Raw genomic sequence first — 19,557 nt, forward strand, 5'->3', positions numbered from 1 at the left:
CCGACATGGGCGCTATTTTCACCGGGTACGGGGAGCCATAACAGTGCCAGGAAATAACAACCACAGTGGTCCATCGAACGCCGTGCCGCTGGGGATTACGCTGCGGCGTGGCGGCAGGCTGACGCTGGCCGAACAGATCCATAACGAAATGCAGCAGGCGATTGCCGACGGCCGACTGGCGGCTGGCGCACGGCTGCCCTCCTGCCGCGACCTGGCGGTGCAGCTCGGCGTGGCGCGTGGCACGGTGCGTGCCGCCTACGACCGGCTGGTGGACGGCCAGCTGCTGGTAAGCAGAGGGGCCGCTGGCACCTGGGTTAGCGGCGTGCCGTCGCTGCCTGCGCGGGTGGCCCCGGCAGCCGAGGCGATCGCCCCGCTGGCGGAGATGGTCCATGCCTTCGACGTACCGCCGCTGACCTTCCAGATGGGGGCACCCGCCAGCGACGCCTTTCCGGCCAAAGTCTGGTCACGCATCATCAGCCGCCATGCCCGCCAGATGGCCAGCCAGCCGATGGGCTACGCCGATCCGCGCGGCAGCCCGGCGCTGCGCCAGCAGCTGGCGAGCTATCTGGCGATCGCCCGCGGCATGCACTGCCAGCCCGCGCAGATCGTTATCACCAACGGCTACGCCGGCGCGCTGGGGCTGATCGTGCTGGGGCTGCGGCTGGCCGGGCAGCAGGTGTGGCTGGAGAATCCGGGTTATCTGCTGGCACGGCGGGCGCTGGCGCTGGCTGGCGTGCAGGGGGTGCCCGTACCGGTCGATGAGCAGGGGATTTGCGTCGGGGAAGGGGAGCGGCTGGCACCCGAGGCTCGTGTGGCGCTGGTGACGCCAGGCCAGCACGCGCCGCTGGGCATGACGCTGTCATCCGCCCGCCGCCGCGCGCTGCTGGACTGGGCGCACCGGCAGCAGGGCTGGATTATCGAGGACGATTATCTGGGCGAACTGCAGCTGCAGGGGCGTGCCGCCCCCGCGCTGGCGGCGCTGGATAGTGAACGGGTGCTGCACGTCGGCACCTTCAGCAAGAACCTCAGCCCGACGCTGCGGCTGGGTTATCTGGTGGTGCCGGAAGCGCTGGCGGCGACCTTTGGCGAGGTGGCCGCGCTGTTGATGCCGGCGTCGTCAGCGGTGCTGCATCGCGCCGTGGCGGAATTTCTGCATGAGGGGCATTTTATGCGCCACCTGCGGCGGATGAAACGGCTGTATGCCGAACGGCTGGCGCTGATGCTGGAGGCGCTGGCACCGCATTTTTCACAGCTGTCACAGGCCGCGCTGAGCGTGGTGGTCGATCTGCCAGTGGGCACCCGTGATACGCTGATTGCCCGTGAAGCGCTGAGCTGTGGCATGGCACCGTCGCCGCTGTCGATGTGGTATCAGGAAAATCCGGCACCGCGCAGTGGGCTGGTGCTCAGCGTGACGACGCTGCCACGTGTGGGCTATGCAGAGAGTGCGCTGCGGCTGAAGCAGCTGGTGGAGCGGTTTGGTTAAATCACCCCGCCCCGGGAGGGGCAGGGCTGAGCAGTCTTAGGCGTTTTTCGCTGCGGCGGCTGCTTTGACGATCGCGGCAAAGGCGTCGGCCTTCAGCGAGGCGCCGCCAACCAGCGCGCCGTCGATGTCCGGCTGAGCAAACAGCTCGGCGGCGTTCTTGTCGTTAACAGAACCGCCGTACTGAATGATCACCTGAGCGGCCACGGCTGCATCCTGCTTAGCGATGTGGTCACGGATAAACTTGTGCACCGCCTGGGCCTGGGCCGGGGTTGCTGACTTGCCGGTACCGATCGCCCAGACAGGTTCGTAGGCGATCACCACGCCGTTGAAGGCGTCTGCACCCTGGGTGGTCAGCACCGCGTCGATCTGACGTGCGCAGACTTCTTCGGTTTTACCCGCTTCGTTTTCCGCTTCGGTTTCACCGATGCACAGCACCGGGATCAGACCCGCCGCTTTCAGCACGGCGAATTTCTTCGCGATAAACTCGTCGCTCTCAGCGTGGTAGGTGCGGCGCTCAGAGTGGCCGATGATGATGTACTGTGCGCCAACGTCTTTCAGCATGTCAGCGGAGACTTCACCGGTGAAGGCACCTGACAGGTTCACATCAACGTTCTGCGCGCCCAGTGCGATATGGCTACCGGAGATGGCATGTTTCGCCTGATCCAGATAGATCGTCGGCGGGGCAATCGCCACGCCACAACCGTCAACGCCGCTCAGCTCGGTACGCAGGCCGGCGATCAGCTCGTTGACCAGGTTTTTATTGCCGTTTAATTTCCAGTTACCCATCACTAATGGATGTCGCATTGTATCCTCCACGCTTAGAGAGTATGAAAGCTGCCGGCTGGCAGCGTTGTCTGCCGACAGTATAGAGATCAAACAGTCGAAAGGCTTTGCTTTTCGTCATGCTTTGACTGAAACGATTCAAGGGGTTGCCAGCGCCAGTTTCAGCGGCTCGACGGCGAAGGTCAGCCCTTTTTCGCCGTTATCGGCGACAATGTAGCGCAGCGCTCCTTCACTCTGCTGGTAGTAGCGAACGCCTTTTCCTTTGCTCAGCAGCGTGCTTACCCGTTTCTGGCTCTGTTCGGCGCTGAGCATCGGTTCAAAGAAACGCACAAACGCCGCCATATAGGCCAGCGCTTTATCATATGCTGCCTTCTGGTCCGGCCCCGGGATCGGCAGCCAGGTAATCTGCAACGTTTTGATTTTACCGGTGCCGTGCTCCAGCGCGGTGGAGGCATAAAGATTTTCATTAATCTTGCTGGCCGCGCGGGTCAGATTGCTCTTATCATCATTCGTGTCAATGGCGCGATATTCACCTAACGGTAACGTTACGTTGGCAGCATTATACTTTTCGCGGAACTGGCCGATAGTCATATCAAAGACCGGCGCGCCGGCCTGCAGATAGGGTGCCGACGGCAGAGGGGCTGCCCGATCCTGCGGAACGGTGTCGGCATACGCTGTCGCAAAGGTCAGTGCGGTCAGCAGGGCAATCCCTGCCCGTCTCGCGTTGTTCATGTTATCGGCCCTAACCAGTAAACTCAGCTCAAGATTAAAACGGACATCGACCTGAAAAGTCAAAGGGCTCCCGGAGTGTGGAATAAAAAATAATGACCTTACAGCACTGGTGTTTCTCTTTTCGTGGCCGACTGCGGCGGCGCGATTTCTGGATCTGGCAAACCGTCTGGCTGCTGCTGCTGACCCTGCTGTTTACCCTTGCCTCCAATGGCTGGCTGGACAACCAGACCGCGGCCTTCTGCGTGGTGGCACTGCTGTGGCCCACCAGCGCGGTGCTGGTGAAACGTCTGCACGATCGCAATAAGGGCGGCCAGTGGGCGCTGCTGCTGATCCTGGCGTGGATGCTGATGGCGGGGAACTGGGCGATGCTGCCGGGCGAGGCGCAGTGGGTGGTTGGCCATTTTATCCCGGCCTTGATTATGGTCAGTATGCTGGTCGAACTCGGTGGTTTTAGCGGCACGGCGGGGGATAACCGCTTTGGTAAAATGGCGCAGTACGTGGTGTTCCTGCCCCGCCGTGCGGCCTGATTACCAGTAATGCTCGCTGGTGATGTGCCCGGGTTTACGTTTCAGGTGTTTGCGCATCTCGCGGGTCTCTTTCAGCACCTGCTGGGTGTCGCGCACCATCTGCGGGTTACCACACAGCATTACGTGGCTGTGTTCGGCATCAATGGTCAGCCCGACCGCCGCCTCCAGCTGGCCGTCGGCGATCAGCGCCGGGATGCGGCCGGTCAGTGAACCGCTGCTCTCTTCGCGGCTGACGATGGTCTGGATCTGCAGCTGGCCATTAAAGCGCTGCTGCAGCTGTTGCATCTGCGGCAGGTAGCTTAAATCCTGCGCGTGGCGGGCCGCGTGCACCAGCACGATGTTTTTAAAGCGCTCCAGCCCTTTACCCTCCTCAAGAATGGAGAGATAGGGGCCGAGCGCCGTACCGGTGGCCAGCATCCACAGTGTGTCGCATTCGGGCACTTCATCAATCACAAAAAAGCCCTGGGCATCGCTGGTGATCAACACTTCGTCGCCCGGTTGCAGGGCGTGCAGCCGCGGGCTGAGCTTGCCTTCCGGCACGGTCACCAGGTAGAACTCCAGGTTCGGGTTGTGCGGCGCGTTAACATAGGAGTAGGCACGTACCACCCGTTCACCGTCGATCATCAGCGCCAGCTTGGCGTACTGGCCGGCGGTGAAGGGGTCAATCGGTGCGGTAACGGTCAGGCTGAACAGGCTGTCCGTCCAGTTGGTTACCTGTTGTACCTGAGCATTGAGCCAAACGGCCATAAAAAAACTCCTTAGCGTGGTTAGGGCATTTAGCCTTTCCGGCTATCTTCACCAGCGGTAAACGTTTTTTCCACCGCGGGCGGGGCGTAAAGCTCTTATGAACAAAGTATGCGCACGAATTTCACCAGACGTAAAAAATGTTTTACAGCCCTGCGCTAAATTAGTGACAGTGCGGTATCACCTGTTTTGAGCTGCCCCCTCGCTTTGTCACCCAGTCCTGATATTTTCTCCGCCAACTGGCCGCAGGCTTCCGGCACATCCTCTGCTCAGGGGATTTTTTGCCACTTATTATACTGATGTGAAACCATGAAAAAGATTGAGAACGGGCATCTGCTGGTGATGCTGATCGCGCTGCTGGCCGTTGGTCAGATGGCGCAAACCATCTATGTGCCGGCGATGCCGGTGATTGCGCAGGCGTTCCACGTCGCTGACGGCGCGGTGCAGCGGGTGATGGCCGCTTACCTGATTACCTACGGTGCCTCGCAGCTGCTGTACGGGCCATTGTCGGACAGCATCGGCCGCCGGCCGGTGATCCTGTTCGGTATGGGCATTTTTATTGCGGGATCGCTGATCGCGCTGTTCGCCAGCGGCCTGGATGGCCTGGTGCTGGGCGCGGCGATTCAGGGGCTGGGAACCGGGGTGGCCGGGGTGATGGCGCGCACCATGCCGCGCGATCTCTACTCCGGCAGCGCGCTGCGCCACGCCAACAGCCTGTTGAATATGGGCATCCTGTTCAGCCCGTTGATTGCGCCGACGATTGGTGCCGGGCTGACCCATCTGTTCGGCTGGCAGGCCTGCTTCGCCTTCCTGCTGCTGCTGTGCCTGGCGGTGACCGCGGCGATGGCCCGTTTTCTGCCGGAAACCCGGCCGGCGGGCCAGGCGTCGCTGCCGCTGCTCTCCCGCTACCGGCCGCTGCTGGCGGACGGCAACTTTGTGCGTTATCTGCTGATCCTGATCGGTGCCACCGCCGGCATCACCGTCTATGAGGCCAGCAGCGGCGTGCTGATGGGCGGGGTGCTGGGGATGAGCAGCCTGGCGGTCAGCCTGCTGTTTATTCTGCCGCTGCCGGGCGCGTTCTTCGGGGCGTGGTTTGCCGGGCGCACCCGTAAGTCGTTTAACACGGTGATGTGGTACGCGGTCAACAGCTGCCTGCTGGCCGGAGCGCTGATGTGGATCCCCGGCTGGCTGGGAGTGATGAACCTGTGGACGCTGATCGTCCCGGCGTCGCTGTTCTTCTTCGGCGCCGGCATGCTGTTCCCGCTGGGCACCTCCGGGGCGATGGAGCCGTGGCCCTATATGGCGGGCACCGCCGGGGCGCTGGTCGGCGGCCTGCAGAATCTGGGATCGGGACTGACCGCCTGGCTCTCCGCGCTGCTGCCGCAGACCGGCCAGTTCAGCCTGGGGATGCTGATGTTTGCCACCGCGCTGCTGATCCTGTTCTGCTGGCTGCCGCTGTCGAAGCGACCGGAGCCGCAGACGGAAACGGTGTAACCCGTCGCAGACTGAGACGCGGTGAACCGGGACGATTGACTGGCTGCTGGCTGCTGGCGCAGTCGGGGGCGGGCCGCCGGTCTGCTGAAAAACAGCGCCCCGCAATGCGGGGCGTTTTGGTATTACAGGATAAACGGGTGCAGGTTTTCGTCTTTTAATTCGAGATAGTGAATCGACTGGATACGACGAATGGTGCGCGACTTGCCGCGGATCAGCAGGGTTTCGGTGGTCGCCATATTGCCTTTGCGGGTGATGCCTTTCAGCAGGTCGCCGCTGGTGATGCCGGTGGCGGAGAAGATAACGTTATCGTTACGCGCCATCTCTTCCAGAGTCAGTACCTCGCCGGCGGCGATGCCCATCTCGCGGCAGCGGCTCAGCTCCTGCTCGCCCAGCCGACGGTTTTCCGGCGTGTCGCCTTTCACCTCGTGGCGAGCCAGCAGGCGGCCCTGCATATCGCCGTCCAGCGCGCGGATCGCCGCCGCGGAGACGACCCCTTCAGGCGCGCCGCCGATACCGTACATCACATCGACTTCGCTGTCCGGCATGCAGGTGAGGATCGAGGCGGCCACGTCACCGTCCGGGAAGGTAAACACCCGCACGCCCAGCTGCTGCAGGCGGGCGATCGTCGCGTCATGGCGCGGCTTGGCCAGCAGGGTGACGGTCAGCTCGCTTAACGGCTTCGCCAGCGCGTCGGCCACGCGCCGCAGGTTCTCTTCCAGCGGCAGGCGCAGATCGATCGCGCCGCGCGCGCCGGGGCCGACCGCCAGCTTCTCCATATACATGTCCGGCGCGTGCAGGAAGGTGCCTTTATCGCCCACCGCCAGCACCGCCAGCGCGTTCGCCTGGCCGAGGGCGGTCATGCGGGTGCCTTCAATCGGATCGACGGCGATATCCACCGCGTCGCCGCTGCCGCTGCCGACTTTCTCGCCGATGTACAGCATCGGTGCTTCGTCAATCTCCCCTTCGCCAATCACGATCTGACCGTCGATATCCACCTTGTTGAGCATAATACGCATTGCATGTACTGCCGCGCCGTCGGCGGCATTTTTGTCACCGCGTCCCAGCCATTTGTAGCCAGCCAGTGCCGCCGCTTCAGTTACACGGGAAAATTCAATTGCCAGTTCTCGTTTCATGACGTGCCTCGGGGAAGTAATGAGGCGGGAAGTTTATCACAGGAGGGGGGAGGGAGGTGCCCGTGGTCAGCGACCACGGGCGGGGGGATTACTTATCGTCAGCCTCTTCCCACGCCTGCGCGCGGGAGACGGCTTTCTTCCAGCCGGCGTACAGCACGTTACGCTGGGTGGTTTCAATGCCCGGACGGAACTCACGTTCGACAACCGATTTGGCACGCACTTCTTCCAGGTCTTTCCAGAAGCCCACGGCCAGGCCCGCCAGATAAGCGGCACCCAGCGCGGTGACTTCACGCACTTCCGGGCGTTCCACGCGGGTACCAAGGATGTCCGACTGGAACTGCATCAGGAAGTTGTTGGCGACCGCACCGCCGTCCACGCGCAGCGACTGCAGGCGGGTGTTGGCGTCGTTCTGCATCGCTTCCAGCACGTCACGGGTCTGATAGGCGATCGATTCCAGCGTGGCGCGGATAATGTGGTTAGCATTCGCACCGCGGGTCAGGCCGAAGATGGCACCGCGCGCATACGGGTCCCAGTACGGGGCACCGAGGCCGGTAAAGGCCGGCACCATATAGACGCCGTTGGTGTCTTTGACCTTGGTGGCGAAGTATTCGGAGTCCTGCGAATCGCTGATCAGCTTCATTTCATCGCGCAGCCACTGAATAGACGCACCGCCGATAAAGACGGCACCCTCCAGCGCATAGTTCACTTCACCGCGCGGGCCACAGGCGATGGTGGTCAGCAGGCCGTGGGTAGAGGCGACGGCTTCGGTACCGGTGTTCATCAGCATAAAGCAGCCGGTGCCGTAGGTGTTTTTTGCCATTCCTGGCTGCACGCACAGCTGACCGTACAGCGCGGCCTGCTGGTCACCGGCGATACCGGCGATAGGAATACGGGTGCCGCCTTTACCGCCGATGTTGGTCTGGCCGTAAATCTCGGAAGAGGATTTCACCTCCGGCAGCATTTCACGCGGGATGTCGAGGATCTCCAGCATGCGCGCATCCCACTCCAGCGTATGGATGTTAAACATCATGGTACGCGAGGCGTTGGTGTAATCGGTGATGTGCACCCGCCCCTGGGTCATCTTCCACACCAGCCAGGAGTCGACGGTACCGAACAGCAGTTCGCCACGGCGTGCCCGCTCGCGCGAGCCTTCCACGTGGTCGAGGATCCATTTAACTTTGGTGCCAGAGAAGTAGGGGTTAATCACCAGGCCGGTGGTGCTGCGGATATACTCCTCCAGCCCCTCTTTTTTCAGCTTCGCACAGTAGTCTGCGGTGCGTGGATCCTGCCAGACGATGGCGTTGTAGATCGGCTTGCCGGTCTCTTTATCCCAGACGATGGTGGTCTCACGCTGGTTGGTGATACCAATGGCGGCGATCTCGTCGGCGTTAATGTCCGCGTGCGCCAGCACTTCGACCAGCGTTGAGCTCTGTGAGGCCCAGATGTCCATCGGGTCGTGTTCAACCCAGCCGGCTTTTGGATAGATCTGCTGGAATTCGCGCTGTGATACCGCAACGATGTTGGAGTCGTGATCCAGTACGACCGCACGGGAGCTGGTGGTGCCCTGGTCGATCGCAACGATGTATTTTTTTTCTGTGGTCATTTCAGGTTCCTGAATATAAGCGGTTAGCAGGATTACGCTTTGCGTTGTGCAGCGCCGGCGGTCGGTTTGTGCTGAACGGCCTCAACCTTGCCGGGCAGGTTTTTGCCGATCAGGGCACGGTAGCCAAAGGCACCGAGGCTGGCACCGATCAGTGGGCCAAAGATCGGCACCAGGAAATAGGGAATATCACGCGCGCCGGTAAAGGCCACATTACCCCAGCCGGCCAGCCACGCGAACAGTTTTGGTCCGAAATCACGCGCCGGGTTGAGGGCAAAACCGGTCAGCGGGCCCATCGCAGCACCGATAATGGCGATCAGGAAACCGATCAGCAGCGGGGCCATCGGGCCGCGCGGCAGGCCGTTACCGTCGTCGGTGAGGGCCATGATCAGCGCCATCATAATCGCGGTGATCACCAGCTCAACCAGGAACGCCTGGCCGACGCTAATCAGCGGGTTCGGGTAGGTGGAGAAAACGCCGGCCAGATCGAGACTCTCGACGCTGCCGCGCACCATATGATGGGTCTGTTCGTACTCAAGGAACAGATTGTGGTACAGGCCATACACCAGCGCGGCGGAGCAGAAGGCCCCGGCGATCTGCGACAGGGCGTAAGGCAGCACCTTGCGCCCTTCGAAGTTGGCAAACAGCCACAGCGCTACGCTGACCGCCGGGTTGAGGTGGGCACCGGAGATGCCTGCGCTCAGGTAGACGGCCATTGCCACCGCCAGGCCCCAGACAATGCTGATTTCCCACAGGCCGAAAGTGGCGCCGGCCACTTTCGCGGCAGCCACACAACCGGCACCGAAGAAGATAATGGTGGCCGTGCCAAGAAACTCGGCGATGCACTGGCCCTTTAGCGTACTTGTTGCATGACTCATGTTGGAATTCCTGAAGGCGAGTTAACGGTTTAATGTTCTTTAATAGTGCTGGTTTTTATCTGCACCACTCTGTGTTGGTGTGTTGTGAATTTATCGTTAACGAACATAAACGAGAAATAGCGAAATCAAAATTTGTGTGATGCGTCATAAAAATGAGCGTTTACGCGTCTTTCTACCTCTGTTGTTCGTCATGTCAGTTTCTAAATTGCGCGTAAACTATCCTATGCGCTCCTTAAAACCCTGGGCAGAGCAGGGATTAATCCCTTTTTAAGGTTAAGGCTGAAAAGTGTTACAGACTACGCCCCTGACGGGTTCATCGCTGGACTTGACGGGCGGCTCTACTTACAATCGGATGAATAGTGTTATCCGCGGCATACCGGTTCATCCCTTGTCCCTGCGGCTAGCATAATCAACGCCCTGCGATTAGGAGAGAGAGAAACATGTCATTTGAAGTATTCGAAAAACTGGAAGCGAAAGTGCAGCAGGCGATTGATACCATCACGCTGCTGCAGATGGAAATTGAAGAGCTTAAAGAGCAGAACGGTAATCTGAACCAGCAGGTTCAGCAGGCGTCAGGCAACACCGATGCACTGGTGCGTGAAAACCAGCAGCTGAAAGAAGAACAGCACGTATGGCAGGATCGTCTGCGTGCGCTGCTGGGAAAAATGGAAGAGGTGTAATGCTGCACCCGCTATAGCCAGCAAAGAGAACGGGTGCCTGTGGCACCCGTTTTTGTTTATTCGATGTCGAGGGGATCTTCTGACAGGATGATGCCGGTGTTGTCGGCATACAGGTGGTCGCCCGAGAAGAAGGTGACGCCGCCAAAGTTAACGCGCACGTCGCTTTCACCAATGCCTTCACCGGCCGCGCCAGCGGGGATCGCTGCAATCGCCTGGATGCCAATGTCCAGCTCTTCCAGGTCGTCGACCTGACGCACCGAGCCGTAAATTACCATCCCTTCCCACTCGTTCTGCACCGCCAGCTGCGCCAGCGCCGCATCGACCAGCGCACGCCGCACCGAGCCGCCACCGTCAACCAGCAGCACGCGCCCACGCCCGTTCTCTTCCAGCAGATCGTAGAGCAGACCGTTGTCTTCGAAACATTTCACCGTGATGATCTGCCCACCAAACGAGGTGCGGCCACCAAAGTTTGAGAAAAGCGGTTCAACGACATTTACGTCTTCATGGTAGATGTCGCACAGTTCGGAGGTATCGTATTTCATCGCGGGTTCATCTGGTTGCTGCCGGGACAGAGAGTATATCGCTTTATGGCGGCTGTTGGCAAAAGCATCACTTTTCACCGGGGAGGCGGCTGCCTCCCCGGGAACAACCGGCGGGCGGTTACAGGATAAAGCGGCTGAGGTCTTCGTCGGCCACCAGCTCGTCAAGGTGCTGACTGACGTAATCGGCGTCGATGGTGATGGTGCTACCGCTCTTGTCGCTGGCCTCGAAGGAGATCTCCTCGACCAGGCGTTCCAGCACGGTGTGCAGGCGGCGCGCACCGATATTCTCGGCGGTTTCATTCACCTGCCACGCGGCGGCGGCAATCTTGCTGATGCCGTCTGCGGTGAAGTTGATCTCCACGCCTTCGGTCTGCATCAGGGCTTTGTACTGCACGGTGATCGAGGCGCTTGGCTCGGTGAGGATGCGCTCGAAGTCGTGAGTGGTCAGCGCCTGCAGCTCAACGCGGATCGGCAGGCGGCCCTGCAGTTCCGGAATCAGGTCAGACGGGCTGGCCACCTGGAACGCGCCGGAGGCGATAAACAGGATATGGTCGGTTTTGACCATGCCGTGTTTGGTCGACACGGTGCAGCCTTCCACCAGCGGCAGCAGGTCGCGCTGAACGCCTTCACGGGAAACGTCCGGGCCGGAGGATTCGCCGCGCTTACAGACTTTATCGATCTCATCGATAAACACGATGCCGTGCTGCTCGACCGCATCAATGGCGCTCTGCTTCAGCTCTTCCGGGTTCACCAGCTTCGCCGCTTCTTCTTCGATCAGCAGCTTCATCGCTTCTTTGATCTTCAGCTTGCGGGCTTTCTGCTTCTGGCCACCAAGGTTCTGGAACATCGACTGCAGCTGGCTGGTCATCTCTTCCATGCCCGGCGGGGACATGATCTCAACGCCCGGCGAGGCGGCGGCCAGGTCGATTTCGATCTCTTTATCATCCAGCTGGCCTTCGCGCAGCTTTTTACGGAACGACTGACGGGCGGCAGACGGCTCGGCGGCCACTTCGTTCTGGCCCCAGTTGTTCTTAGCCGGTGGGATCAGCACGTCAAGAATGCGCTCTTCCGCCAGCTCTTCGGCGCGGTAGCGGTTTTTCTCAATCGCCTGTGAACGGACCATTTTGATCGCTGAGTCGGTCAGATCGCGAATGATAGAGTCCACTTCTTTACCAACATAGCCCACTTCGGTGAACTTGGTTGCTTCGACTTTGATAAACGGTGCGTTTGCCAGCTTGGCCAGGCGACGGGCAATTTCGGTTTTGCCGACGCCGGTCGGGCCAATCATCAGGATGTTTTTCGGCGTTACTTCATGGCGCAGCTCTTCATTAAGCTGCATGCGACGCCAGCGGTTACGCAGGGCGATAGCCACGGCACGCTTGGCGCCATCCTGACCGATGATAAATCTGTTGAGTTCGCTGACGATCTCGCGCGGGGTCATTTCAGACATAAATAGGGTCCTTACGCTTTAGACGGTAATGCTTCGATGGTGAGGTTGTGGTTGGTATAGATGCAGATATCGCCTGCAATACCCAGCGCCTTTTCCACAATATCACGCGCGCCGATCTCGGTATTTTCCAGCAGCGCCCTGGCGGCCGCCTGGGCGTAAGGCCCGCCGGAACCAATAGCAATCAGGTCATTCTCGGGCTGGATTACGTCACCGTTGCCGGTGATGATCAGCGAGGCGTTCTCATCTGCTACCGCCAGCAGGGCTTCCAGCTTGCGCAGCATACGATCTGTACGCCAGTCTTTCGCCAGCTCAACGGCCGCTTTGACCAGATGACCCTGGTGCATTTCCAGTTTGCGTTCGAAAAGTTCAAACAGGGTGAAGGCATCTGCCGTGCCTCCGGCGAAGCCGGCGATCACTTTATCATTGTAGAGGCGACGCACTTTTTTGACGTTGCCTTTCATCACGGTATTGCCGAGGGTAGCCTGGCCATCGCCGCCAATCACTACCTGGCCGTTGCGTCGTACACTTACTATTGTTGTCACGGGCAGACCCCTTATAACCGATTGAATAGGGCCCGGCGAGCTCGCGCCGGGCACAGATGCAACCAGATATGGGGCGGGTTGGCGGGGGTTTCAACCCCCGATGGCGAGAGGAATACAATTTGCGTGGCCGGAGCCGCGCAGGCCTTTCAGTGCGCTGTCGGCCGCGGCGCGACTGGCGTAAGGACCAATCACCACGCGGTTCCAGCCGCCGCCGCTGGTGATGCGGCTTTCGAACCCTTCAAACGCCAGCTGAGCGCGAACTGACTCGGCCTGATCGGTGCCTTTGAACGAACCGCACTGCACCATCCAGCGCTGCGCCTTCTCTTTTTCGGCTTCTTTCGGCTTTGTCTCGGCCTTCGGCTGCGCGGCAACCTCCGTTTCACGGGTGGCCTGGGTGACCGGGGCCTGGCGCGTCGGCTGTGTTTGCGGCTGCTGCACGCGCGGCGTTTGAGCCGGCTGCTGCTGGGTGCGCGTCGTCTGCGGCAACATATGGCTTTGCTGCTGGGTGTTCTGCTGCGTCGCCTGCTGTTGCAGCATGCGCGTCTGCTGCTGCTGGCTGTTCTGCTGCTGCAGGCGCTGCTGCTGTTGCTGTTGCTGTTGCTGACGCAGTTGCTGCTGCTGTTGCTGCTGCATCCGTGCCTGCTGCTGCAGATCGTTCTGCTGCTGTTGCTGGCGCTGCATGGTCTGCTGTCGCTGCGCCGGGGTCTGTTCATTCCACGGCACTTCGTTCAGCTGGGTCGGCTGCTGGCGCATATCCGCCTGCATCTGCTCCAGCAGCTGGCGCTGTTCGTCGGTCAGCTGGGTCTGCGAGTGCACTTCGCCCCCGGCGGACGGTTCGGTCGGCATCGGCACGCCTAACTGGCGGTTTTCCAGCTCTTTAATATAGCGCCAGCGCTCCTCCGGCTTCGGCGGTAGCCCGTTGCCGACGGCTTTGTGGTCAGGAATGACCGGCGTCTCTTCTTTCTTATGGTGGGCGATAAACCACAGGCCGCCGACAAAGGCGACCAGCACGGCGACCGCCAGAACCGTCATGACTTTTGAAACCCCTGAACCCCCGCTGGCTTTTTTGCCGCGGGTGGTTTTGCGACGCGTCCCTGTCGAACGCCCGCGGCTGACATAATCTTTTTGTGCCACTCTCGTTCCGTTTATAAATAATGAAAGAAATTACCGGGAAGAAAAGTGTGCTCCCGGTACAGCCCCGCCATGTTACGCAAGGGGCTGAGGTTTGACCAGCCAGCATATCACTAAGAATCCGCTGATTTTTTTGCAGATAATCTTATCGGACGGGCGGAAACGTCTGTGGTTAGTCTTCGTCGTACAGCGATGGCGCCGTGCTGCCACGGATTTTAAGTTCAAAATCCAGCAGGCGGGAGCCCGTATTCACCATTCTGCCCTCCAGCTGCTCCAGCAAGAGTAGCATTGCTTCGCGACCTATGTTGAAACGCGGCTGGGCGACGGTGGTTAACTGCGGATCGCTGTAGCGGGAAAGCTCAATATCATCAAAGCCGATCAGCGACAGATCGCGTGGAATGCGCAGCCCCATATTTTTCGCCTGCGCCATCGCCCCCAGCGCGATGATGTCGCTGTGGCAAAACAGCGCCTGAGGCGGCTTTGGTAGCGCCATCAGCTGCCGCATCGCCCGCGCGCCGGCATCAAAGCTAAACTCACCGCGCACGATGTACTGCGGATCGACGCTGATGCCGTGACGGCGCAGCGCCTGAATATAGCCCTGCAGGCGGTACTGGCACAGCGGCATCTCTTCCGGGCCGGCGATGCAGGCGATACGGCGGTGCCCCAGCTTTTGCAGGTGGTTAACCGCTTCAAACGCCGCGGTCAGGTTATCAATATGTACGGTGGGCAGCTCCAGCTCGGGAGCAAATTCGTTAGCCATCACCATTGGCGGCAGATTACGCTGCTCCTCCTGGCGGGTATCGAAAGGTACCTGAGAACCCAGCAGCACCATGCCGTCGATCTGGCGGGTCAGCATCAGGTTGAGGAAGGACTTCTCCTGCTGGTTCTGGTGAGCGCAGTCGCCGATCAGCACCAGGTAGCCTTTGCGCGCCGCCACCACTTCGATGCCGCGAATAATCTCGCTGAAGAACGGGTCGCAGATATCCGGCACAATCACCAGTACGGTGCGGGATTCACCGCGCCGGGTGCTGCGCGTCATCGAATGCGGTGAGTAGCCGACGGCAATCACCGCCTGCTCGACTTTTGCGCGGGTCGCAGCGGAGACTTTTTCCGGATTCATCAGCGCGCGTGAGACCGTGGCCGTTGATACCCCTGCTTTTTCGGCCACGTCCTTCATGGTCGCTGCCGTCGTCTCTTGATTCTGCTCCACTGCTTCTCCCAGTGACCCGCTGTCGCGGGTCTGACAATCTTATGACAATAGTTTCTTCGCGTTGGCCTGTGCCGCTTCCTGCGCTGCCAGCCGCATTCTTAACAGATGTCGCGCTCTGCTGTTACTTAATTTGCATAAAAAATGTGACTTGTGCGACTTTTTTCGATCGGCCCCGCAAAATTCACAGGCAAACGCTTACGTGCCTTAACTTTCGCTCGGATCGATATCCAGCGTCCACTTCACCTTACGCGCCTGTGGCAGCGTGCCTATCAGCGGCAGCGTGGCCTTAAGCGCGCGCTGTAGCACCGCCCGCGACGGGTGCTGCAGCAGCAGCTGCCAGCGGTAACGGCCACCGCGTTTGGCCTGCAGCGCCGGGACCGGGCCCATAATCCAGAACGCCTCATCTTTCAGCGGGCTGGCCTCCAGCAGGTTACGCAGCTGCTGTAAAAACAGCATCGCCTGCTGGTTGTCGTGATCGTCAGCGCGGAACAGTGCGTGGCTGGTAAACGGCGGCAGAAAGACGCTTTTCCGTTCCCCCAGCGCCTGGTGGGCAAACGCGTCGTAGCCCTGTTTCAGCAGGGTTTGTAGCAGCGGATGCTCCGGATGGTGGGTCTGCAGCAACACCTCACCCTGCTTGCCGGCGCGGCCGGCGCGGCCGGCCACCTGAATATAGAGCTGGGCGAACCGTTCGGCGGAGCGGAAGTCAGCCGAGAACAATGCACCGTCGACGTCCAGCAGCGATACCAGCGTCACGTCAGGGAAGTGGTGGCCTTTGGCCAGCATCTGGGTACCGACCAGAATGCGCGCGCCGCCGCGATGCACCTCGGCCAGCTGCTGCTCCAGCGCGCCTTTACGGCTGGTGGTATCACGGTCAATGCGCGACAGCGGTACGTCGGGGAACAGCGCGCTGAGGTTATGTTCCAGCTGCTCGGTGCCTAAGCCGACCGGCACCAGATGGGTGGAGCCGCACGACGGGCACTGATATGGGATCGGCCGCTGGCTGTCACAGTGGTGGCAGCGCAGCTGACGCTGCTGCTGGTGCAGCGTGTAGTAGCGGTCGCAGCGCTGGCATTCGGCAATCCAGCCGCACTCGTGGCACAGCAGGGTCGGCGAGAAGCCGCGGCGGTTAAGGAACAGCAGCACCTGATTATCCGCCTGCAGGTGCTGGCCGATTTTTTTGATCATCAGCGGTGACAGGCCGCCCTGCAGCTTCACGCCTTTCAGGTCGATCAGCAGCTGGGTGGCTTTGGTGGCATTGCCGGCGCGTTTGCTGAGGTTAAGCTGGCGGTATTTGCCGGCCTGCACGTTGTGCAGCGTTTCCAGCGCCGGCGTTGCGGAGCCCATCACCACCGGGATATTTTCCTGACGGGCGCGGAACACCGCCAGGTCACGGGCGTGATAGCGCCAGCCTTCGTGCTGTTTGTAGGAGCCGTCGTGCTCTTCATCAATGATGATGGCACCCAGCCGCGCGAAGGGGGTAAACAGCGCCGAGCGGGTGCCAATCACGATCGCCGTTTCGCCGCTGCGCGCGCGCAGCCACACCGCCAGCCGCTCGCTGTCGCTGAGGGCGGAGTGCAGCACGTCGACCGGCGCGTTAAAACGTTCGCGGAAGCGGGCGATGGTCTGCGGGGTCAGGCCGATTTCCGGCACCAGCACCAGCGCCTGGTGGCCGGCGGCGAGGATATTCTCCAGCACGCTGAGGTAGACCTCAGTTTTACCTGAGCCGGTAATCCCCGCCAGCAGCCAGGCGGCAAACTGATCGTCCGCGCTGCGGATCGCGCCCACCGCGGTCGCCTGCTCGGTGTTCAGCCGCAGGCGCTCGCCGTTGACCGCAAAGTGCTCACGCCAGTCGTCGCGCTGGCGCGCGCGGGAGTGCAGGTCACACAGCCCTTTGGCACGCAGCGCCTGCAGCGTGGCATCGGTGATATCGTGCTGGCCGATTTCATGGCGGTAGAGGCCGCGATGGCGTAGCGCGGCCAGCGCCTGCTGCTGTTTCGGCGCGCGCTTCAGGCTTTCCGGCGCGGTGGCGCGGCCGTCATCGGTGATCTGCCACTGCCACAGCGGCGCTTCTTCCGCGGCTTTGCCCTGGCGCAGCAGCACCGGCATGGCGTGGAACAGCACTTCGCCCAGCGGGTAGTGATAGTACTCCGCCGCCCACAGCAGCAGCCGCCACAACGACGGCGGGTAGAGCGACTCATCGTCCAGCACCTGTTGCACGCTTTTCAGCTGATCGAGCGGGTAGTCGCTGGTTTCACGGATCGCCACCACCACGCCCGTCGCGTCACGCTTGCCAAAAGGCACGCTGACGCGGCCGCCGACCACCGGGTTGAGGTGGGGGGGCAGCAGGTAGTCAAAACAGCGGGCAAGGGGAACGGCTAGCGCGACCTGAACAACGGGCATGGGTTCATCCGGATGAAAACTTAAGCCGGATAGTGTACACTGTGTCGTCGGTGATGTGCGGATCCGATTGCGGCGGGCGGTTAATTTCTGTATAGTTCGCCGCCGCTGGTACGGCTTTTTTGGTATCAGCTTCACCTAATCATTATTAATTCTCGTGTGGTGCCGGCGCAGGATTTTCCTGGCGCGGGAGAGCGACACGGCCTTAACTGAGGTTTCCCATGAAAAAAGGTATTCACCCAAATTACGTTGAAGTTACTGCTAAATGTTCTTGCGGTAACGAAATCAAAACCCGCTCTACCGTGGGTCGCGACCTGAACCTGGACGTGTGTGGCGCATGCCACCCGTTCTACACTGGTAAGCAGCGTGACGTTGCTACCGGTGGCCGTGTTGACCGCTTCAACAAGCGTTTCAGCATCCCAGGCGCCAAGTAAGACGCCTTTCAGAAGCGGCCTGCCGTTTCTGATGCAGAAAAAACCCGGCTTCGGCCGGGTTTTTTTATGGGCGCTCAGCAGGGCGTCAGCTGCGCCAGAATGTTCCCCTGTAACCCGCGTTCGGCGTAGTGCTGCAGATGGTCGAGCTGGCGCACCGGCTGGCCGGCGCTGAAGTCTATCTCCTGCAGCTTCACATACACTGAGGATGCCGCGAACACCGACTTAAACCAGTATTCCCCCCGGCTGAGGTCGGTAAGGGTGCTCCAGTAGGTGGCGGTGCCTCTGTTCTCACCGGGATAGCGTGAGTACCGCTGATAGGCGGCGCTGACTTCGCGCACCATCGGATCGTCCATATCCGGGTAGCCCACCGGGAAGGCCTGGTTGGCCAGTACCGACTGCACAAACCCCCGAGCCTGGTCGGCGCTGTGCGGTTCCGGCAGGTTGCGCAGATGCAAGGTGGCGCGTACAAAGCGGTCCTGCGGGCTTTGTGTGGCCGGATAGTGGTCGGCATCGGTAAAGCGGTACTTTTCCAGGTTAGCCAGCTGTTGCGCATAAGATGGCGGATTGGTCATTACCCGGTATTCACGATGATGGTAGATGTTCACCTTGCCGTCATCGATCTCAATAATCGCCGAGTCGCCGCTGGTATCCTCCAGCGCAATATGTTTGGTATCGGTGGCGTAATCAATCGGCAGTTTTCTGGCAACCAGCCGCACGTTTTCTAATCCTGCCACCGCTTCCGCCACGGTGGCGTGGTTATCCAGCAGCCAGCTGAGCCAGGCACGGCTGTCCAGCTGCGGTTTGTCCTGGTTGTCGCGCTGTTGCTGTTTGCCGTTATTGTAATAGAGCGTGTGGCCTGCCAGCCCCATTTCGTTGATGCCATCCATCGGAAACAGGCCGCTGGCGTAAATCATCACGCTGCCGTAGCGCGTCTGCCAGCACAGCGCATCCGGTTCGTCGCTGCCGCTGTGCTCAATACCACGCGGGGTGATCACCAGCGCGGGATCGGCCGGGCCAAAGAAGTCCAGCCCACGCGCGCTGACCAGATAGTCAGGGTGCATATTCATAAAGACACGGGTACACATGGTAGATTCCTTTTCTTATCTGAGACGGATCTCATAGCCTGCTCAGTGATGGCGGGAGAAAACAGTCCCCGAATGGGGGGCAGCAGGGGATAAGGCCGGGCCTGTGCGACGAAACGTCATCAGGGATAGCACGGTGCGCGTGCGTCAGGCAGTTAGCGTTCGGTAAAAGCGTCGATCGTCAGAGGTAAGGCAAAGGGAGGATGACAGCAGAGGGGGGAAGGGCAGGAACAGCGTGCCAGCCAGCGGAGCGGGAGATCGGTGCTGGCGCGGGCCACGTCCCCCTTTTCAGCGGGGCACGTGGCCGGCAGCGACTGAGTGGCGGAACTCAGTACTCCCAGGTGTCCGGATCGACGCCCATCTCACGCATGATCGCCTTGGCCGTTTCGGGAATCTCGTCGCTGCGCTCTTTACGCAGGTCGATGTCGTCCGGCAGCGGCTGTCCGGTGAAGGCGTGCAGGAACGCTTCACACAGCAGTTCGCTGTTGGTGGCATGGCGCAGGTTGTTGACCTGGCGGCGCGTGCGCTCGTCCGTCAAAATTTTCAGGACTTTTAACGGGATGGATACCGTAATTTTTTTTACCTGCTCGCTCTTCTTACCGTGCTCAGCGTAAGGGCTGATATATTCGCCGTTCCATTCAGCCATGGGCTACCTTAATCATCGTATGAAAGTGAAAATGCCGAAAACCGGCTAATTATGCCCGAAGTCGGTGGC

The 19,557-nt window shown here is 60.6% G+C and carries 19 protein-coding genes; 5 read left to right on the top strand and 14 right to left on the bottom strand.

From position 1 onward, the window contains the following. The first annotated feature begins 43 nt into the window (after window positions 1-43). Window positions 44-1,483, top strand: coding sequence for a PLP-dependent aminotransferase family protein (locus ASF13_RS06150; protein ID WP_056233667.1), 1,440 nt, complete (start codon window positions 44-46; stop codon window positions 1,481-1,483). A 36-nt stretch (window positions 1,484-1,519) separates the two neighbouring features. On the opposite strand, the gene tpiA is transcribed toward ASF13_RS06150, so the two are convergent. Both tpiA and ASF13_RS06160 read right to left on the bottom strand, forming a co-directional pair. Next, complete coding sequence (gene tpiA, locus ASF13_RS06155) at window positions 1,520-2,287, bottom strand: triose-phosphate isomerase (protein ID WP_056233670.1); 768 nt, start codon at window positions 2,285-2,287, stop codon at window positions 1,520-1,522. A gap of 117 nt (window positions 2,288-2,404) precedes the next feature. Beyond that, window positions 2,405-2,998: a DUF1454 family protein gene (locus tag ASF13_RS06160; protein ID WP_056233672.1), complete on the bottom strand. Its 594-nt coding sequence runs from the start codon at window positions 2,996-2,998 to the stop codon at window positions 2,405-2,407. 92 nt (window positions 2,999-3,090) lie between these two features. Here ASF13_RS06160 and ASF13_RS06165 point away from each other — a divergent pair, with 92 nt between their 5' ends. Continuing rightward, window positions 3,091-3,525 (top strand): DUF805 domain-containing protein, encoded by a 435-nt coding sequence (locus ASF13_RS06165; RefSeq protein WP_056233673.1) that lies wholly within the window; start codon window positions 3,091-3,093, stop codon window positions 3,523-3,525. Here the strand turns inward: ASF13_RS06165 and fpr are convergent, their stop codons facing one another. Continuing rightward, window positions 3,526-4,272, bottom strand: coding sequence for a ferredoxin--NADP(+) reductase (fpr, locus tag ASF13_RS06170; protein WP_056233675.1), 747 nt, complete (start codon window positions 4,270-4,272; stop codon window positions 3,526-3,528). A 306-nt stretch (window positions 4,273-4,578) separates the two neighbouring features. Between fpr and emrD the strand changes: the two genes are divergently transcribed. Beyond that, complete coding sequence (gene emrD, locus ASF13_RS06175; RefSeq protein ID WP_056233677.1) at window positions 4,579-5,763, top strand: multidrug efflux MFS transporter EmrD; 1,185 nt, start codon at window positions 4,579-4,581, stop codon at window positions 5,761-5,763. A gap of 122 nt (window positions 5,764-5,885) precedes the next feature. Here the strand turns inward: emrD and glpX are convergent, their stop codons facing one another. The 3 genes from glpX to ASF13_RS06190 all read right to left on the bottom strand — a co-directional run bounded on the left by glpX (window position 5,886) and on the right by ASF13_RS06190 (window position 9,374). Beyond that, entirely contained in the window at window positions 5,886-6,896 is a 1,011-nt protein-coding gene (gene glpX / locus ASF13_RS06180; protein WP_056233679.1) for a class II fructose-bisphosphatase, read from the bottom strand. Window positions 6,897-6,984: 88 nt separating this feature from the next. Further along, window positions 6,985-8,499, bottom strand: a complete 1,515-nt coding sequence (gene glpK / locus ASF13_RS06185; protein ID WP_056233681.1) for a glycerol kinase GlpK — start codon at window positions 8,497-8,499, stop codon at window positions 6,985-6,987. 32 nt (window positions 8,500-8,531) lie between these two features. Next, entirely contained in the window at window positions 8,532-9,374 is an 843-nt protein-coding gene (locus ASF13_RS06190; protein WP_056233683.1) for an MIP/aquaporin family protein, read from the bottom strand. A gap of 440 nt (window positions 9,375-9,814) precedes the next feature. Here ASF13_RS06190 and zapB point away from each other — a divergent pair, with 440 nt between their 5' ends. After that, a complete protein-coding gene (zapB, locus tag ASF13_RS06195) occupies window positions 9,815-10,054 on the top strand; it encodes a cell division protein ZapB (protein ID WP_056233685.1) in 240 nt (79 codons plus the stop codon). Between the two features lie 56 nt (window positions 10,055-10,110). Here zapB and rraA read toward each other — a convergent pair whose 3' ends face one another. The 6 genes from rraA to priA all read right to left on the bottom strand — a co-directional run bounded on the left by rraA (window position 10,111) and on the right by priA (window position 17,329). Then, window positions 10,111-10,596 carry a ribonuclease E activity regulator RraA gene (gene rraA, locus ASF13_RS06200; protein ID WP_056233687.1) on the bottom strand — a complete coding sequence of 162 codons (486 nt, stop codon included), beginning with the start codon at window positions 10,594-10,596 and terminating at the stop codon, window positions 10,111-10,113. Window positions 10,597-10,714: 118 nt separating this feature from the next. Beyond that, window positions 10,715-12,046, bottom strand: coding sequence for an HslU--HslV peptidase ATPase subunit (hslU, locus tag ASF13_RS06205; protein ID WP_056233689.1), 1,332 nt, complete (start codon window positions 12,044-12,046; stop codon window positions 10,715-10,717). Window positions 12,047-12,057: 11 nt separating this feature from the next. Continuing rightward, window positions 12,058-12,588 (bottom strand): ATP-dependent protease subunit HslV, encoded by a 531-nt coding sequence (gene hslV / locus ASF13_RS06210; RefSeq protein WP_013200194.1) that lies wholly within the window; start codon window positions 12,586-12,588, stop codon window positions 12,058-12,060. Window positions 12,589-12,678: 90 nt separating this feature from the next. Then, window positions 12,679-13,722 carry a cell division protein FtsN gene (gene ftsN / locus ASF13_RS06215; RefSeq protein WP_056233693.1) on the bottom strand — a complete coding sequence of 348 codons (1,044 nt, stop codon included), beginning with the start codon at window positions 13,720-13,722 and terminating at the stop codon, window positions 12,679-12,681. A gap of 169 nt (window positions 13,723-13,891) precedes the next feature. Then, the gene (gene cytR / locus ASF13_RS06220) at window positions 13,892-14,929 is read right to left on the bottom strand and encodes a DNA-binding transcriptional regulator CytR (protein WP_056233696.1); all 1,038 of its coding nucleotides are present in this window, start codon (window positions 14,927-14,929) and stop codon (window positions 13,892-13,894) included. Window positions 14,930-15,133: 204 nt separating this feature from the next. Further along, the gene (gene priA / locus ASF13_RS06225; protein ID WP_056233698.1) at window positions 15,134-17,329 is read right to left on the bottom strand and encodes a primosomal protein N'; all 2,196 of its coding nucleotides are present in this window, start codon (window positions 17,327-17,329) and stop codon (window positions 15,134-15,136) included. Window positions 17,330-17,547: 218 nt separating this feature from the next. On the opposite strand from priA, the gene rpmE reads away from it, so the two are divergent. Then, window positions 17,548-17,760 carry a 50S ribosomal protein L31 gene (gene rpmE, locus ASF13_RS06230; protein WP_056233700.1) on the top strand — a complete coding sequence of 71 codons (213 nt, stop codon included), beginning with the start codon at window positions 17,548-17,550 and terminating at the stop codon, window positions 17,758-17,760. A gap of 74 nt (window positions 17,761-17,834) precedes the next feature. Here the strand turns inward: rpmE and ASF13_RS06235 are convergent, their stop codons facing one another. Together ASF13_RS06235 and metJ are read right to left on the bottom strand one after the other, a co-directional pair. Beyond that, window positions 17,835-18,845: a linear amide C-N hydrolase gene (locus ASF13_RS06235; protein ID WP_056233703.1), complete on the bottom strand. Its 1,011-nt coding sequence runs from the start codon at window positions 18,843-18,845 to the stop codon at window positions 17,835-17,837. A 325-nt stretch (window positions 18,846-19,170) separates the two neighbouring features. After that, complete coding sequence (gene metJ, locus ASF13_RS06240; RefSeq protein WP_056233705.1) at window positions 19,171-19,488, bottom strand: met regulon transcriptional regulator MetJ; 318 nt, start codon at window positions 19,486-19,488, stop codon at window positions 19,171-19,173. Window positions 19,489-19,557: the final 69 nt, after the last annotated feature.

This window comes from Erwinia sp. Leaf53 (genome assembly GCF_001422605.1).
GTDB lineage: Bacteria > Pseudomonadota > Gammaproteobacteria > Enterobacterales > Enterobacteriaceae > Erwinia.